16 protein-coding genes are annotated in these 15,302 nt (G+C 72.2%); 6 read left to right on the forward strand and 10 right to left on the reverse strand.

Annotated elements, in window-relative coordinates:
- Window positions 1-141: 141 nt before the first annotated feature.
- The gene (locus E1264_RS28365; RefSeq protein ID WP_132178505.1) at window positions 142-552 is read right to left on the reverse strand and encodes a hypothetical protein; all 411 of its coding nucleotides are present in this window, start codon (window positions 550-552) and stop codon (window positions 142-144) included.
- A gap of 173 nt (window positions 553-725) precedes the next feature.
- A complete protein-coding gene (locus E1264_RS28370; RefSeq protein WP_132178506.1) occupies window positions 726-2,828 on the reverse strand; it encodes an alpha/beta fold hydrolase in 2,103 nt (700 codons plus the stop codon).
- On the opposite strand from E1264_RS28370, the gene E1264_RS28375 reads away from it, so the two are divergent.
- A complete protein-coding gene (locus E1264_RS28375; RefSeq protein WP_132178507.1) occupies window positions 2,734-3,558 on the forward strand; it encodes an aspartate/glutamate racemase family protein in 825 nt (274 codons plus the stop codon). The genes E1264_RS28370 and E1264_RS28375 overlap by 95 nt on opposite strands.
- Window positions 3,559-3,568: 10 nt before the next feature.
- Here the strand turns inward: E1264_RS28375 and E1264_RS46025 are convergent, their stop codons facing one another.
- The 6 genes from E1264_RS46025 to E1264_RS28405 form a co-directional block, all read right to left on the reverse strand.
- Window positions 3,569-3,694, reverse strand: a complete 126-nt coding sequence (locus E1264_RS46025; RefSeq protein WP_279491531.1) for a hypothetical protein — start codon at window positions 3,692-3,694, stop codon at window positions 3,569-3,571.
- Between the two features lie 57 nt (window positions 3,695-3,751).
- Window positions 3,752-4,204: a MerR family transcriptional regulator gene (locus tag E1264_RS28380; RefSeq protein ID WP_243711225.1), complete on the reverse strand. Its 453-nt coding sequence runs from the start codon at window positions 4,202-4,204 to the stop codon at window positions 3,752-3,754.
- The gene (locus tag E1264_RS28385) at window positions 4,201-4,569 is read right to left on the reverse strand and encodes a hypothetical protein (RefSeq protein ID WP_132178508.1); all 369 of its coding nucleotides are present in this window, start codon (window positions 4,567-4,569) and stop codon (window positions 4,201-4,203) included. Before E1264_RS28385 ends, E1264_RS28380 begins: the two co-directional genes overlap by 4 nt.
- A 253-nt stretch (window positions 4,570-4,822) precedes the next feature.
- The gene (locus E1264_RS28395; protein WP_132178509.1) at window positions 4,823-5,377 is read right to left on the reverse strand and encodes a dihydrofolate reductase family protein; all 555 of its coding nucleotides are present in this window, start codon (window positions 5,375-5,377) and stop codon (window positions 4,823-4,825) included.
- Window positions 5,378-5,528: 151 nt separating this feature from the next.
- Complete coding sequence (locus E1264_RS28400; RefSeq protein ID WP_132178510.1) at window positions 5,529-6,101, reverse strand: Uma2 family endonuclease; 573 nt, start codon at window positions 6,099-6,101, stop codon at window positions 5,529-5,531.
- Between the two features lie 53 nt (window positions 6,102-6,154).
- Entirely contained in the window at window positions 6,155-7,048 is an 894-nt protein-coding gene (locus tag E1264_RS28405) for an NAD(P)-binding domain-containing protein (protein WP_132178511.1), read from the reverse strand.
- A gap of 298 nt (window positions 7,049-7,346) precedes the next feature.
- Here E1264_RS28405 and E1264_RS28410 point away from each other — a divergent pair, with 298 nt between their 5' ends.
- Together E1264_RS28410 and E1264_RS28415 are read left to right on the forward strand one after the other, a co-directional pair.
- Window positions 7,347-8,327, forward strand: a complete 981-nt coding sequence (locus E1264_RS28410) for a 2-dehydropantoate 2-reductase (RefSeq protein ID WP_132178512.1) — start codon at window positions 7,347-7,349, stop codon at window positions 8,325-8,327.
- A gap of 15 nt (window positions 8,328-8,342) precedes the next feature.
- Window positions 8,343-11,219 carry an FAD-linked oxidase C-terminal domain-containing protein gene (locus E1264_RS28415; protein WP_347813428.1) on the forward strand — a complete coding sequence of 959 codons (2,877 nt, stop codon included), beginning with the start codon at window positions 8,343-8,345 and terminating at the stop codon, window positions 11,217-11,219.
- Here E1264_RS28415 and E1264_RS28420 read toward each other — a convergent pair.
- Window positions 11,216-11,962 (reverse strand): IclR family transcriptional regulator, encoded by a 747-nt coding sequence (locus E1264_RS28420; RefSeq protein ID WP_132178513.1) that lies wholly within the window; start codon window positions 11,960-11,962, stop codon window positions 11,216-11,218. The two genes, E1264_RS28415 and E1264_RS28420, sit on opposite strands and share 4 nt — an antisense overlap.
- A gap of 109 nt (window positions 11,963-12,071) precedes the next feature.
- Here E1264_RS28420 and E1264_RS28425 point away from each other — a divergent pair, with 109 nt between their 5' ends.
- From E1264_RS28425 to dmpG, 3 genes are read left to right on the forward strand one after another with little or no spacing between them, the layout of a single operon-like run.
- Window positions 12,072-12,869, forward strand: coding sequence for a 2-keto-4-pentenoate hydratase (locus tag E1264_RS28425; protein WP_132178514.1), 798 nt, complete (start codon window positions 12,072-12,074; stop codon window positions 12,867-12,869).
- Window positions 12,866-13,762, forward strand: coding sequence for an acetaldehyde dehydrogenase (acetylating) (locus tag E1264_RS28430; protein WP_132178515.1), 897 nt, complete (start codon window positions 12,866-12,868; stop codon window positions 13,760-13,762). The genes E1264_RS28425 and E1264_RS28430 overlap by 4 nt, the downstream gene beginning before the upstream one ends.
- Window positions 13,759-14,793: a 4-hydroxy-2-oxovalerate aldolase gene (gene dmpG, locus E1264_RS28435; RefSeq protein WP_132178516.1), complete on the forward strand. Its 1,035-nt coding sequence runs from the start codon at window positions 13,759-13,761 to the stop codon at window positions 14,791-14,793. Before E1264_RS28430 ends, dmpG begins: the two co-directional genes overlap by 4 nt.
- Window positions 14,794-14,800: 7 nt before the next feature.
- Here dmpG and E1264_RS28440 read toward each other — a convergent pair whose 3' ends face one another.
- A complete protein-coding gene (locus E1264_RS28440) occupies window positions 14,801-15,172 on the reverse strand; it encodes an STAS domain-containing protein (RefSeq protein ID WP_132178517.1) in 372 nt (123 codons plus the stop codon).
- Window positions 15,173-15,302: the final 130 nt, after the last annotated feature.

Here is a 15,302-nt window from a genome sequence, read left to right on the forward strand (position 1 = left end):
GGGTTGGTGCGGGTGATCAAGGACGGGTCGGCGCGGTCCACGAGGTGAGAGTGGCACTGGCCCTGTGGCAACCCGCCGGTGAACCGGCGGGTTGCCCGTTCCACCCGTCCGCGCCTTCTGAATCGGGACGGGCGGAAGCCGTCAGAAGCTCTGCTTGATCGTGTTGGACCTGATCACGAACGCCTTCGCGAGAACCGGGTCGCGGTAGGTGACGTTCACGTAGATCTCGTCTACGCCCCAATCCTCATCGAGGGACTCGCAGGGAATCCTTTGCTGGATCACGAAGTTGCCCGCGGCGTCACTGGTGAAGCCGCCCTTGTCCAGGATTTCGTCGTCGTCCACCGGGTCTTCGCCGCGGACCTTCAGGAACAGCCCCGTGACGTTCGGCTGAACCAGGTGCGCGTGCCCGCGGACGGTGATCAAGCAGGTGAGGTTCGAGCCGCTGACCTTGCCGATGTTGAGCGAGGCGCTGCTGGCTGCGGCGCTCGCGGTGCCGCCCGTTCCCGCGAGCATCCCGACCGACAGGAGCCCGGCCGCGGGCAGCGCGACCATTCTGCGTAGGTGAGACAACGTAACTCCCCCTTCACGGCAGGCCGGATGCCTGCCCGTCCTCCCGAGCGTCGCGCCTCGCGCTGGACGGTTGCCGGGAAGGCGCTGGGCGGGCCTTCCCATCGGTCTCCCATCGGCTGCCAAGGGCCGCCGGTTCACCCTCTCCGCGGGGCCGCTCAGCCGGGCGCCACGGGCCGTTGCACCGCCGGAAGGCTCGGACGGCAGAGCGCCGGATCACCATCGCGGAGAAAGCCGAGCGCGGTCTGGACCAAGGGCGCCGAGTCACCCCGCCACGGCAGGTGGTCCTTGCCGTCCAAGGCTATGAACGACGCGCCGGGGATCCGCCGCGCCACATCCTGGCCGAGCGTGAACGGTATGGCGCGGTCTTCGCGACGATGCAGGACGAGCGTCGGCGCGCGCAGGCCGCCGAGCCGATCGCGGACGTCGTAGCCGTAGACCGTGCGCAGCGAGGTCTCCAGGATGGCCGGTGTCGCGGACGCCCGGAGGAACGCGGCGAACTCGTCGCGTTCCTCGGTACTCCCGTCCGGGACGAAGACGTCGGCGAGCAGCCTGGAGCCGACACCCGCGTGGGCGCCGACGATCGAGAGGAGCGACTCCCGCGCCTGGCGTTCGGTTATCTCCGCGCCGTCGGCGTAGCAGCCGTACAGCAAGAGCCGCTCGACCCTGTCCGGGTACATCGCCGCGTAGCCCGCCGACACGCATCCTCCGGACGAGCCGCCGAGCAGCGCCACCCGGTCGTCGGGCCCGGCGACGTCGTCGACGACGGCCGCCAGGACGGCGATCTCATCGTCCAGGTCGGTACTGGGCAACGCGTCCCGGTCGGACAGGCCGCTGCCAGGGCGGTCGTACCGGACCACGGTGAAACGCTCCGCGAGCGCGGTGACGAACCGCCGGAAGCGCGGGTTGCGCCATTCCAGCTCCAGGTGGCTGCAGAACCAGCCGCCGACCACCAGGAGAGGCCCCGATCCGACGGCGGACCATGCGGCCCGGCGACCGTTCACGGCGGTGAAGCGCACCGGCTGCTCGGCCGGACGCGCCGGTCCGCGATGGCGCGCGTGGCCCCGGCCGGCCCGGATCCGGCCGCCGGGACGCGAGGTGCCGGTGGGGCCCCCGGCCGTCCGGCGCGGCGGCCGCGCCGGATCGGCGAACGACCCGGCGTTCCCTCCGGGCGCGGGGTCACCGTTGATCGGGGCGGCGATGTCGCTCGCGGCGGTGGGCGCCTCGGTTCCGGACAGGATCTGCCGGTGCAGCGCCTGCAGCGAGGCCGACGGCTCGACGCCCAACTCGTCCACGAGAGTCTCGCGGAGCCGGCGGAACGCGGCCAGCGCGTCGCTCCGGCGTCCGGCCCGTGCCAAGGCGGTCATCAGCGACGCCCAGAAGCGCTCGCGCAGCGGATGGAGGCGTACGTAGGACCGCAGCTCACCGACGACGTCGGCATGCCGGCCCAACCGCAGATCGGTCTCGACGCGGTCCTCGAGTGCCGCGAGCCTGTCCTCCTCCAGGCGCAGGGCCTCCGGCCTCCACGCGTCCAGCGAGAGCCCGTCCAGGACGGGACCGCGCCACAGCGCGAGAGCCTGCGTCAGCAGTGCCGAACGCTCGTCCAACGCGGTCATGGAATCGTCGCCCGCGAGCGCGTGCGCGGCCGTGGTCAGCTCCTCGAACCGATCCCGGTCGAGCTCGCCCGGCCGGGCCTCCAGCACATAGCCGGGCGCACGCGTGACGATCGGCGGCGGTCCGCCGTCCGCGGACAGAACCCGGCGGAGCCGCGCGACACATCCCTGCAACAACTCGCGCGCCGCGGAAGGAGGCTGGTCCCCCCACAAATGTTCGATCAACCGATCGGTGGAAACGACCCGGTTGGCGTGTAACAGAAGCACGGCCAGCAAGGCCTGCTGCTGCGGTCCGCCAATCGCGAGGCGCGCTTCACCGTCCGCCACCTCAAGTGGGCCGAGAATCCGAAACCGCACAACGCCCCCCAGAAAAGCCCTCGCCCGCATTTCGAGGCTACAGGCGGAAACCGGGCACGATCCCGCACTGGCTGAATGCGGACTTCGGCGCGGCGGCGGCGGTGTCGCGGCTCGAATATCCTCCCGGACGATCTCGGCCTCAGATCGGCCGGACCGATCGCGTCGCCGTCCGAGCGGTCTTGATAGCTTGACCGGCGTGAAGGTGGCATTGATCGACTCGGGGCTCGGGCTCCTCTCCACCGCCGGTTGGCTGCGGCATCTCGCTCCGCGGCTCGATCTGCTCCTCCTCATGGACCCCGAAGGCGCGCCCTGGGGCCCGCGGACCACGTCCTTCATCACCGACCGCCTGTTCAGCGCCGCTCGTGCCGCGATCGGACGCGACGCGGAGGCGATCGTGGTGCCCTGCAACACCGCCACGGTCACCGCGATCGACGTCCTGCGCGAGGAGTTCGAGCCCGAGGTTCCGGTGATCGGGACCGTTCCCGCCGTGAAACCGGCCGCGGCGGCGGGCCGGAGCATCGCGGTGTGGGCGACCGTCCGGACGACGGCCAGCACCTACCAGGCCCGCCTGATCGCCGAGTTCGCGAACGGCAAGCCGGTCGAGCAGGTCGCCTGCCCCGGCCTGGCCGAGGCGATCGATCACGGGGACGTGGCCGCCGCGTCCAGAGCGATCGATGACGCGGCCGAGCGAACACCCGGCCACTGCGACGCCGTCGTCTTGGGCTGCACCCACTACCCCCTCGTCGCACCGGAGATTCTGCGGCGGCTGCCCGCGGGCACGGCCCTCTACGACAGCGCGGAGGCGGTCGCCCGGCAGACACTGCGGCGTCTCCCCCGGCCCACCGTCCCGGACGGCACCGTCGGCGGCGTCGACGTGATGCTCAGCGGCCGCAGCGGAGACCTCCCCGCGAGCGCCCACGCCTACCCCGTGGGCCGCGCTCTCGCCGCCGCGGGACAGGTGTCCCGCGAGACCCTCGTCCCCGAGGCGACCCAGGCCCCACCCGTGGAAGAACGGGCCTAGCCGCGGAAGTTCAGGCGGATTCGGCGAGGAGGGCGATCACGGCGTTGAGGGCCAGGCCGATGCCGATTCCGCCGACCGTCCAGCCGAGGGCCTTGGCGCTGTTGCGGGTGAACCAGTCGTTGATCCGGCGCAGCACCGGCTCGGCCCGGTCATGCGCGGCGATCCGGACGGCAGAAAATAAGATCGCAATATTCTATTCGTCGGCCAGGCCGGCGAACGGCAGCGGGCAGCCCTCTTCGGCGGCGCAGGCGACCAGATCGTCGCATCCGGCCTTCAGCGCCTGGCGCAGCGTGCCCGCGATGACCTGCAGATCGGTGATCTTGGCTTCGACCTCGGCGAGCTTGGCCTGCGCGCTCTCCCGCAGCCCAGCGTCCGGACGCCGCCGCCGATGCCCATGACGGTGGGTACCGGCATCCAGGAGACCGGCGACCTCCTCAAGGGTGAAGCCCAGCCGCTGCGCGGTCTTGATCACCCGCAGCAGCGTCACCGCCTCGGCCGGATACAGCCGGTGCCCGCCCGGCGTCCGGTCCGGCGCGCGCAGCAGGCCGCGCCGCTCGTAGTAGCGCAACGTCTGCCGGCTCACCCCGGCCGCGGCCGCGACCTGCCCGCTGCGCAACCGGCCGTCCACCCCGGAGGCGGTGGTCACGGCCGGGCCCCGGCACTGATCCGGGTGGCGCGGGCGGCCATCGCGTCCAGCACCTCGATGTGCGGCTCGTCGACGCGGGCCTGCAACTCCAGCGCACCGCCGGTGGCGGTCAGGGTGAAGGTGAAGAACGAGCAGCACCCGGTCTCCCGGGCCGCCAGCTCGGCGGCCCGCCCGGCCACCAGCGGATCGGCACGCAACTCCAGTCGCACCCGGCCGGGCCCATCGGGCCGGACGGCGGTCACCGCGTCGGCGAACAGGGCGTCGAACTCGGCCACCCGCAACGGGCGCTCGGCGGTCGGCAGCGTGCACGCCTGCGGCGTCCACCCATCATCGTCAGGCCCGGTCGATACTTGCTTCAGCTCCATTTCTTCACGGTAAGCCTGTACCCCGGTACCGGATTCAACCGGCGAGGAGAGCCGATGACCGGCCGACCTCGGCCCGCCGCCCCTTCGCGGCGGATGTGGCCGCTGTACGCGGCGGGTTTCACCACCGCGTTCGGTGCGCACGGGATCGCCGCCAACCTCGGCGGTTTCTCCGCCCTCGGCCTCCTCACCGTGCTCCTCCCCCTGGCCGCGTCCTCCTCCGCCGCCCGCTCCCGGCCGCGTCCGACACGTGAGGTCAGGCGCGGACGTAGCGCAGGAACATGGTCCCCGAGGCGAACGAACGGTGCTCGACCAGGCGCAGCGGCAGCTCCTTCCCCACGGGCAGGAACGGCTTGCCGCCCCCGATCATCACGGGGAACGCGTACACCCAGAACTCGTCGATCAGGTCCACCATGGACGCGGCCAGCTCCGGGCCGCCGATCTCCAGATTGCCGTCGACCTCCTGCTTGAGGCGCGTCACCGTCGGCACTGCGTCCTCGCGGCGGACGAGCGTGACCCCCTCGGGGACGCTCTGGAGGGTGTCGGAGAAGACGTACCGCGGCGTCTCCTTGTACAGCTCGGCGAACTCGCGCTCGACGGCCGGGGCGCCCTCCTTGCCGAGCTGTTGCGTCCAGGGCTCCTCCATCATCTCGTAGAGCCGCCGCCCGAACAGCAACGCCGAGGCCCGCCGGATCTGGTCGTTCGCCGCCTGGTGGACGTCCTCCGCCGGCGTCAGGAAACCGAAGCCGCCACCGGAATCCTCGATGTAGCCGTCGATCGAGGTGTGCATCCCGTAGATGACCTTCCCCATGAACCCTCCTCGCTCGTAGAACCCTCATGAGTGAGACCCCTCGACCAACCGAAGCTCATCACACGGACGGCAGGCCGCATTCGACGGTGGTCTGGGTGAAGTGCGGCGGAGACGACCAAGGTCACCACCGGCTGATCCCCCATCGGGCAGGTCACACGCGGGGAGCCACCTCAAGGTGCTCCCAGAGGATCTCGATCGGGAACGGGTCCGTCGCGGTGACGGCGACCGGGCCCATGTCCCGGTGCGTCGTCGCGATGTGCGTGTACCGGTGCGAGCCGTCCGTCAAGGCGTAGCGCTCGATGGAGAGCGCGCCCACCTTGTCGAACGCCACCAGCCAGTAATGCGGAATGCCCGCATCGGCGTAGTCGCCCATCTTGTGGACGCGGTCACGACGTCCCGACCACGTCGACAGCACCTCGGCCGCGATCAGGACGTGCTCGGGCCTCAGTGCGGAGATGCCCGGCGGGACGCGGCGATGCACGATCGTGTCCGGTTTGCGTGCCGTCGGCGGAGCGTCCCAGAGGAGAACGTCCACTCCCGTGTTGGTCTCGTGGACGGTCGCCCGTTCGAGTGCCGAGGACAGCCGGGTGGCCACTTTCTGGTGAGCGCGGCCACGGCTCTCGCGGGGCAGGACGCAGCCGTCAACGATTTCGAGGTCGCGTCGATCGTCGTCACCGATGGCAAGGAATTCCTGCCAGGTGAGGGGCCTGCCCCAAACGGTCATCTTGGCTCCGAAGTCGGCGGACGGTGGCGCCGATCATACGGAGAGTGACAGCTCTAGGGGTTGGTGTAGTGGTCGATCAGGCGGGAGTAGTTGTCGTTGGCGTGGCCCTGGTCAATGGCCCTGGCTACCAGGGCCAGGGTGTAGGCGGGGAGTTCGGCGTCCACGCCTCGGGCCTGGCTTTCGTGGAAGAGGTCCTCTATCGAGGGCAGGTGGTGTTTCAGGGCGCCGTACTCCACTGCGTGGTCGCCGCGGTCGACGGTGTCGGCGATCGACGGGAGGAAGGACAGGAGGGCGGAGACCGAGGGGGTGGCGTCCTCCAGGAAGCGGCTCACCTCGATGCCCTCGTTCCTCAGGAGGGCGGCGGCGTGGAGGAAGCCGTTCAACGTGCCCCACATGGTGCCGTGGACGGCCATGCCGTACAGGACCGGCGCGCGCGGATCGTCAGCGATCAGGCTTGCCCGGCCGCTCAGGAGTTGAAGTGTTGACTGGAAGCGGTCGTACACGGTCTTGTCGCCGCCGTAGAAGACGACCGCGTCCGGGTGGCCTATGCCGGGGGCGATCGTCATGATCTGGCCGTGCAGGTAGTGCGCGCCCTGCCCGGCGGTCCACTCGGCGACGGCGGTGACCTCGGCGGACGTGCCGTCGGTGAGGTTGACCACCGCCTTTCCGGCCAGGGCGTCGCCCGCCGATGCCAAGACCTCGCGGGCGGCGGTGTTGCCCTTCAGGTTGACGACCAGGAGCGGGCTGGCGGCGACGGCGTCGCGGACGGTCTCGGCGAGGTGCGCGCCCTTCGACACCAGGGCGTCGGCCTTGCCGGGCGTCCGGTTCCAGACGGTGGTCGGGTGGCCGCCGTCCAGGAAGGCGGTCGCCAGGGCGGTGCCCATCTCGCCGAGGCCGATCATGGTCACGGCGGGTCGGGTGTCGTTGGTCTCGGACGTCTCGGTCATGGGTCTCTCCCCCGGGTCGTGCCTTGTCGTTCGGCGTTCACGCTAGGAACTCGACCGGGCTTGAGGTCAAGGGACGGACGGGGAACCCCATGAAAACAGGGCGTTGACGGGGTGGGGCTTCCGCTGGATGCTGGCGATCATGAACGTGTTACGCGGGAGACCGCTGCGGATCGGTCTGGGCACGGCCGCCGGCGACGCGGACGGCTAGTGCAGTCCCGCACCAATTCCTGAACTGGGGGTGGGTTATCGGCGGCGGTCCGGGGGACGCCCGCCGCCGTCGAGCTGAGGAGGGCCTCCCATGAGGGTCTGCGTGTTCGGGCTTGGTGCGGTCGGCGGGCTGCTCGCGGCGCGGCTCGGCCGGGCCGGTGCCGACGTGGTCGCGGTGGCGCGCGGGGAGACGTCGAAGGCCGTCCGCAAGCGGGGCGGGCTGGTGCTGCTGGACGAGGCCGGACGGTCCGAGCCCATCCCGGTGGAGGTGGTCGAGGACCCCGCCGAGCTGGGCCCGCAGGACGTGGTGGTCATCGCGGTCAAGACGACCGCGCTGCCCCGGGCGGCCGGTGCGATCGCGCGGCTCCTCGGGGAGTGGAGCGTGATCGTCCCCGTGATGAACGGTGTCCCGTGGTGGTTCTTCTACGGCCTCGACCAGGACATCCGGCTGGAGTCGATCGACCCCGGCGGGGCGGTGTCCGGCATGCTGCCGCCGCGGCAGGTCGTCGGGAGCGTCCTGCACCTGTCGGCGTCGTGCCCGGAGCCGGGCGTCGTCCGGCACACGGCCGGTGAGCGGGTCATCCTCGGCGAGCCGCGCGGCGGCGGGTACGAGCGGGTCGAGTCGATCGCCGGGCCGCTGCGGCGGGCCGGGTTCGAGGTGGAGGTCGCGGAGCGGATCCAGCGGAGCGTGTGGTTCAAGCTGTGGGGCAACATGACCTTGAACCCGCTGTCGATGCTGACGGGCGCGACCATGGACCGCATTCTGGACGATCCGCTCGCGCGCGCGTTCGCGACCGCGTGCATGCGGGAGGCGGCGGAGGTCGGGGCGCGGATCGGGCTGCCGATCTACACCGACCCCGAGGACCGGCACGCGATCAGCCGCGGGCTCGGCGCCGTCCGGACCTCGATGCTCCAGGACGCCGACGCCGGCCGCCCCGTCGAGCTGGACGCGCTGGTCACGGCGGTGACCGAGCTGGCCCGCGAGGTCGGGGTGCCGACGCCGTCGATCGACGCGCTGCTGGGGCTCGCCCGGCTGAACGCGCAGGTGCGCGGCCTCTACCCCGCCGGGTGACCTACGGTTGGAGGCGTGACCGAACGTCCCGAGAACAGCACCGAGCGCGGCGAGCTGGTGGCGGCGCTGCGGCGGGCCGGGGCCCGCGGGGTGGACGACTCCGCGCTCGCCCGGTCGATGTACTCTTCCGACGCCTCGCTGTACCGCGTCCCGCCGCGGGTGGTGGTGACGCCCCGGGAGGCGGGCGAGCTGCCGGAAGTGCTGCGCGTGTGCCGGGACGCGGGGGTGCCGCTGACGATGCGGGGCGGCGGGACGTCCATCGCGGGCAACGCGGTCGGGCCGGGCGTGGTCGTGGACGTCAGCCGCCATTTGAACCGCGTGCTGGAGATCGACCCGGAGGCCGGGACGGCGCTGGCCGAGCCGGGGATCGTGCAGGCGCGGCTGCATCAGGTCGCGGCGGTGCACGGGCTGCGGTTCGGGCCCGATCCGTCGACGCGGACGCGGGCGACGCTCGGCGGGATGATCGGCAACAACGCGTGCGGGTCGCGGGCGCTCGGCTACGGGCGGACCAGCGACAACGTGCTCGGGCTCGATGTCGTCGCCGGGTCCGGGGAGCGGCTGCGGCTCGGCGACATGCCGGGCGCCGGGGCCGAGAGCGCGGTGCTGGAGAGGCTCCGGGGGCTCGTGGGCGAGCATCTCGCGGTGATCCGGACGGAGTTCGGGCGGTTCGGGCGGCAGGTGTCCGGCTACTCGCTCGAGCATCTGCTGCCCGAGAACGGGTTCGACGTGGCGCGGGCCCTGGTGGGGAGCGAGGGGACGCTGGCGCTGACGATGGCGGCGCGGATCCGGATGGTGCGCGAGCCCGAATGCCGCCTGCTGGTCGTGCTCGGGTACGGGTCGATGGCGGAGGCCGCCGACGCCGTCCCGGCGATCCTGCCGTTCGGGCCCGTGGCGTGCGAGGGGCTCGACTCGCGGATCACCGGGGTGGTGCGGGAGCGGCGCGGGGCGGACGCGGTGCCGCCGCTGCCGCGCGGGTCCGGGTGGATGCTCGTGGAGCTGGCGGGGACGGAGCTCGGGGATCTGCGCGCCACCGCGCGGCGGGTCGTCAAGGAGTCGGGCTGCGTCGACTCGATGTTCGTCGAGGACATGGCGCTCGGCGACGCGCTGTGGCGGATCCGGGAGGACGGCTCCGGCCTCGTGGCGCGGACGCCCGGAGGCGAGCAGGCCCACGCCGGGTGGGAGGACTCGGCCGTTCCCCCGGAGCGGCTCGGCGCGTACCTGCGCGAGCTTGAGGCGCTGCTGGACGGCTATGACCTGTTCGGCGTTCCCTACGGGCATTTCGGGGACGGGTGCATTCACGTCCGCATCGACTTCCCCTTCGGCCGGGACGCCGAAGAGGGGACGCGTGTTTTCCGGAGTTTCCTGAACGAGGCGGCGACGCTCGCGGCGCGGCATGGCGGCACCATGTCGGGCGAGCACGGCGACGGGCGCGCGCGGAGCGAACTGCTGCCCCATATGTATTCGGCCGAGGCACTGGGGCTTTGTTCGGCGGTCAAGGACGTGTTCGATCCGGATGACCTGCTCAATCCGGGGATCATCGTGCGCCCTGCGGCGGTGGACGCGGATCTGCGTCCGGCGCAGGTCGTCCCGCTGAAACGCGGGCTGGGCCTCGCCTTCCGGGACGACCGCGGCGACCTTTCCCGGGCCGTGCACCGGTGCACGGGCGTGGGCAAATGCCGTGCCGACAACACCGGCGCGGGCGGGGTGATGTGCCCGTCCTATCTGGCGACGCGGGAGGAGAAGGACTCCACGCGCGGACGGGCCCGGGTGCTGCAGGAGGTCGTGAGCGGGAAACTCGGCCCGGACGGCTGGAAATCCGAGGCCCTGCACGACGTGCTCGATCTGTGCCTGTCGTGCAAGGGGTGCGCCTCGGACTGCCCGACCGGGATCGACATGGCGTCCTACAAGGCGGAGGCGCTGCACCGGCGCTACCGGCGGAGGCTCCGGCCGCGTTCCCACTACGCGCTCGGCCGGCTCCCCCGCTGGACGCGCCTGGCCGCCAAGTCCCCGGCGGCCATCAAGATCATGAATGCGGCGATGCGGGCGCGGGCGCTGAAACCGCTGGTCGCGTGGGGTGCGGGCATCGACCGGCGCCGCACGCTGCCCGCGTTCGCGCCGGTGACGTTCCGCCGCTGGTTCGCGTCCCACAGGAGCGGCGAGGGACGCAACGGCGATGTCGTGCTGTTCGTGGACAGCTTCACCGACGCCTTCTCCCCCGACGTGGGGAAGGCGACCGTGAAGGTTCTGGAGCATGCCGGGTACCGCGTGTCCGTCACCGAGCGGCCGGTGTGCTGCGGGATCACGTGGATCTCGACCGGGCAACTGGACGGGGCGCGCGCGCAGGCCAGGCGGACCGTCCGGGCGCTGCTCCCCCACGTGCGGCGCGGCGCCAAGGTCGTCGGGATGGAGCCGTCCTGCACGGGCGTGCTGCGCTCCGACGCGGAGGAGCTGCTGGGCGGGGTGGACGCGGCCGCCGCCCGCGAGGTGGCCGCCGCCACCCGCACGCTCGCCGAACTCCTCGCCGAGACCCCTGATTGGACGCCGCCGGACCTGTCCGGTGTCGAGGGGATCGCGCAGCCGCACTGCCACCACCACGCCGTCATGGGCTGGACGAAGGACGCCGCCCTCCTCAAGAACGCGGGCGCCGACGTCGACCGGCTCGGGAACTGCTGCGGGCTCGCCGGGAACTTCGGCGTCGAGAAGGGGCATCACGACGTGTCGGTCGCGGTCGCCGAGCAGCAGTTGCTCCCGGCCGTGCGGAGAACGGGGAGAAACGGTGTCGTGCTGGCGGACGGGTTCAGCTGCCGCACCCAGCTCCGCGAGCTGTCCGACCGCGACGGCGAGCACCTCGCGCAGCTCCTCGCCCGCCACCTGCCGGCCGGCGACGGCTAGGGTTCGCCGCCGAGGGTGCGCGACAGCGTGAGCGCGGCGGTGTGGACGGCCGGGGCGACCACCGCCAGCCGCATCTTCGTCGACCAGCCCGACACCGACAGCGCGCCGAGCGCCACGCCGTCCGGGCCGAGGACGGGGCTCGCCGCGCACACGATGCCCTTCCCCGACTCCTCCCGGTCGTAGGCGACGCCCTCCCGCCGGATCCGCTCCAGCTCCTTCGCGAGAAGCCCCGGCGCGGTGATGCTCCGCTCGCTCCGCTTGACGAGGTCCGACTCCAGGACGGCCTTCGCCACGTCCGGCGGGGAGAACGCCAGGATCGCCTTCCCGACCCCCGTCACGTGCGCGGGCAGCCGCCCGCCGACCTGGGACGGCAGCCGCGGCCCGCCGGGCGAGCCGAGGATCTCCACGTAGACGACCTCGCCGCCCTCCAGCACCGCCAGGTGGACGGTCTGCCGGGTCGCCTCCCGCAGGTCCGACATGTAGGGGACGGCGGCGTCGCGCAGCACCCGCTGCCGCGGCACCCGCTGCCCGATCTCGAACAGCTTCAGCCCGAGCCGCACCCGCGTGCCGCGCCGCTCCAGCAGCCCCGCCTCCACCAGGTCGAGCGCGATCCGGTGCGCCGTCGACTTCGGCAGGCCGCTGCGGCGGGCGAGCTCGGCGGCGCCGAGGCCGTCGTCGTCGGCGCGGAACGCGGCCAGCACGGCGACGGCGCGCCGCAGGAACGAGTCGTCACCGGACGTCATGCCAACAAGTGTCCCACCACGCGGGACGCGCGCGTTGCCCGCATCGCCCCAGGTGGGACAGGCTCTTCGCGTACCCCAGACGATGTGCGCGACGACGAAAGGACGGTCCATGGACCCGGGTTCCGTGGAGAAGGCCGCGGCCGCGCTGCTCGACGCGTACGCGACCCGCACCCCCATCGCGCCGCTGACGGCGGGCCATCCGGACATGACGGTGGCCGACGCCTACGCGGTCCAGCTCGCGCAGGTCGAGGCGTGGACGCGGGCGGGCGCGCGGATCAAGGGCCACAAGGTCGGGCTGACGTCGGCGGCGATGCAGCGCCAGATGGGCGTGGACCAGCCGGACTTCGGCGTCCTGCTGCACACGATGTTCTTCCAGGACAGCGCCCCGATCGACACCGGCCGGTTCCTGCAGCCGCGGATCGAGCCGGAGATCGCGTTCGTGCTCGGCCGCCCGCTGTCGGGGCCGGGCGCGACGGCCGCGGACGCGGTCGCCGCCGTGGAGTACGTGCTGCCCGCGCTGGAGGTGATCGACTCCCGCATCGCCGACTGGAAGATCACGCTGCCGGACACGATCGCCGACAACGCCTCCAGCGGCGGCGTGGTGCTCGGCACCCGCCCGGTCCGGCTGGACGGCCTGGACCTGTCGCTGATGGGCTGCCTGCTCCGCCGCGACGGCGACCTGGTCGACACCGGCGCGGGCGGCGCGGTGCTCGGCTCGCCGGTCAACGCGCTGGTGTGGCTGGCGAACGTCCTCGGCGAGCGCGGCGTGGCCCTCGAACCGGGGCACGTGGTGCTGCCCGGCTCGGTCACGGCGGCCGTCCCGGTCGCGCCTGGCGAGACGGTCACCGCGACGTTCGCCGGGATCGGTACCGTCACCGCCCGGTTCGGAAAGGAGGAGGCATCGTGAGCAAGCTGACGGCGGCGATCGTCGGGCCCGGGAACATCGGCACCGACCTGCTGGTCAAGCTGATGCGCAGCGAGCTGATCGACGTCCATTCGATGGTCGGGGTCGTCCCGGAGTCCGACGGCCTGGAGCGCGCCCGGAAGTTGGGCGTCCCGGCGTCGGCGGAGGGGGTCGACTGGCTGCTGAACCAGCCGACGCTGCCCGACATCGTGTTCGAGGCGACGTCCGCGAAGGCGCATCTGGCGAACGCGCCCCGCTACGCGGAGGCGGGGGTCACGGCGATCGACCTGACGCCCGCCGCGACGGGCCCGCTCGTGTGCCCGCCGGTGAACCTGGACACGCTGTCGGACGCCGCCAACCTCAACATGATCACGTGCGGCGGGCAGGCGACGATCCCGATCGTGCACGCCGTGTCGTCGGTGGTGCCGGTCTCGTACGCGGAGATCGTCGCGTCGATCGCGTCCCGGTCCGCCGGTCCCGGCACCCGCGCGAACATCGACGAGTTCACGCAGACCACGGCCCGCGCGATCGAGAAGGTCGGCGGCGCCGGGCGCGGCAAGGCGATCATCATCCTGAACCCGGTGGTGCCGCCGATGATCATGCGGGACACGGTGTTCTGCGCGATCCCGCCGGACGCCGACACCAAGGCCGTCGCCGAGTCGATCGAGAAGATGGTCGCCGAGGTGCAGACCTACGTGCCCGGCTACTCGCTCCGCGCGGCGCCGCAGTTCGACGAGCCCCGCGACATCTGGAACGGGATGGCGCGCGTCGCCGTGTTCCTGGAGGTGCGCGGCAACGGCGACCACCTGCCGCCCTGGGCGGGGAACCTCGACATCATGACCGCGGCCGCCGCCCGCGTCGGCGAGCAGCTCGCGCGCAGGAAGGCCACCACATGACCGAGACCGCGAACCAGAAGATCCGCATCACCGACTCGACGCTGCGGGACGGCAGCCACGCGATGGCGCACCGCTTCACCGAGGAGCAGGTCCGCGGGGTCGTGCACGCGCTGGACGGTGCCGGGGTCGAGGTCATCGAGGTCACGCACGGCGACGGCCTCGGCGGCTCGTCGTTCAACTACGGCTTCTCGCTGGAGGACGACGTCAAGCTCGTCGCCGCCGCCGTGGACGAGGCGACCCGCGCGAAGATCGCCGTCCTGCTGCTGCCGGGGCTCGGCACGGTCGAGGACCTGAAGCTGGCGCACGACGCGGGCGCGTCCGTCGCGCGGATCGCGACGCACTGCACCGAGGCGGACGTGTCGCTTCAGCACTTCGCCGCCGCCCGCGACCTCGGCATGGAGACGGTCGGTTTCCTGATGCTGTCGCACCGCGTCGGGCCGGAGGAGCTGGCGAAGCAGGCGCGGATCATGGTGGACGGCGGCGCGCAGTGCGTCTACGTCGTCGACTCCGCCGGGGCGCTGGTCCTCGGCGACGCGCAGGAGCGGATCAGCGCGCTGGTGAAGGAGATCGGGCACGAGGCGCAGGTCGGTTTCCACGGGCACCAGAACCTGTCGCTGGGCGTGGCGAACTCCGTGCTGGCGCAGCAGAACGGCGCGCTGCAGATCGACGGGGCGCTGTGCGCGCTCGGCGCGGGCGCGGGCAACTCGCCGACCGAGGTGCTCGTCCCGACGTTCGAGCGGCTCGGCGTCCCGACGGGCGTGGACGTGCAAGGCGTGATGGCCGCCGCCGACGAGGTGGTGAAGCCGTTCCTGCACCGGCTGCCGTTCGCCGACCGGGGCGCGATCACGCAGGGCTACGCGGGCGTGTACTCCAGCTTCCTGCTGCACGCCGAGCGGGCGGCGGAGCGCTACGGCGTCCCGGCGCACGAGATCCTGCAGAAGGTCGGCGAGGCCGGGTACGTCGGCGGCCAGGAGGACATGATCATCGACGTGGCGCTGCAGCTCGCCGCCGAGCGCGACCGCGCGTCCTGACCAGAGGTCAGGACAGCCAGGCGTGAAGTTCGTCGATGGCGTCGTGGACGGTGGGGCGGGTCTCCAGGACGGCCCGCCCCGCGAACGCGGCGCACGCGTCGGGATAGTTGGCGGCGATGAGGAAGCCGCCCGACCGGCGGATGCGCCCGGCGCCGTCGACGAGCGCCTCCACGCCGACGGAGTCGCAGGCCACGACGCCGCGCAGGTCCATCGCGACCAGGACGCGGCCCTCCAGCCGCCCGATGCGGTTCATCCAGCGGTTCAGCCGCGGGACGTTGTCGTTCACGAGATGGCCGCCCAGCCGGACGACGATGCAGCCGCGCTCGATCGTGATGTCGATCGACATGGGCAGTGCGGCGGACACCGCGTCGTCGCTCACCTCACGCCTCCGAGCGGACCGCGCTCCAGATCGGATCTTGAAAGGGCCCCATCCTTGCACAGTGCAACGAGGTCCCGCGGCGCATCCGCTCGACCCACCGTCCTCCAGCCCCCACCCACCACCATCCAAC

This window comes from Actinomadura sp. KC216 (assembly GCF_004348535.1).
Taxonomy (GTDB): Bacteria; Actinomycetota; Actinomycetes; order Streptosporangiales; family Streptosporangiaceae; genus Spirillospora.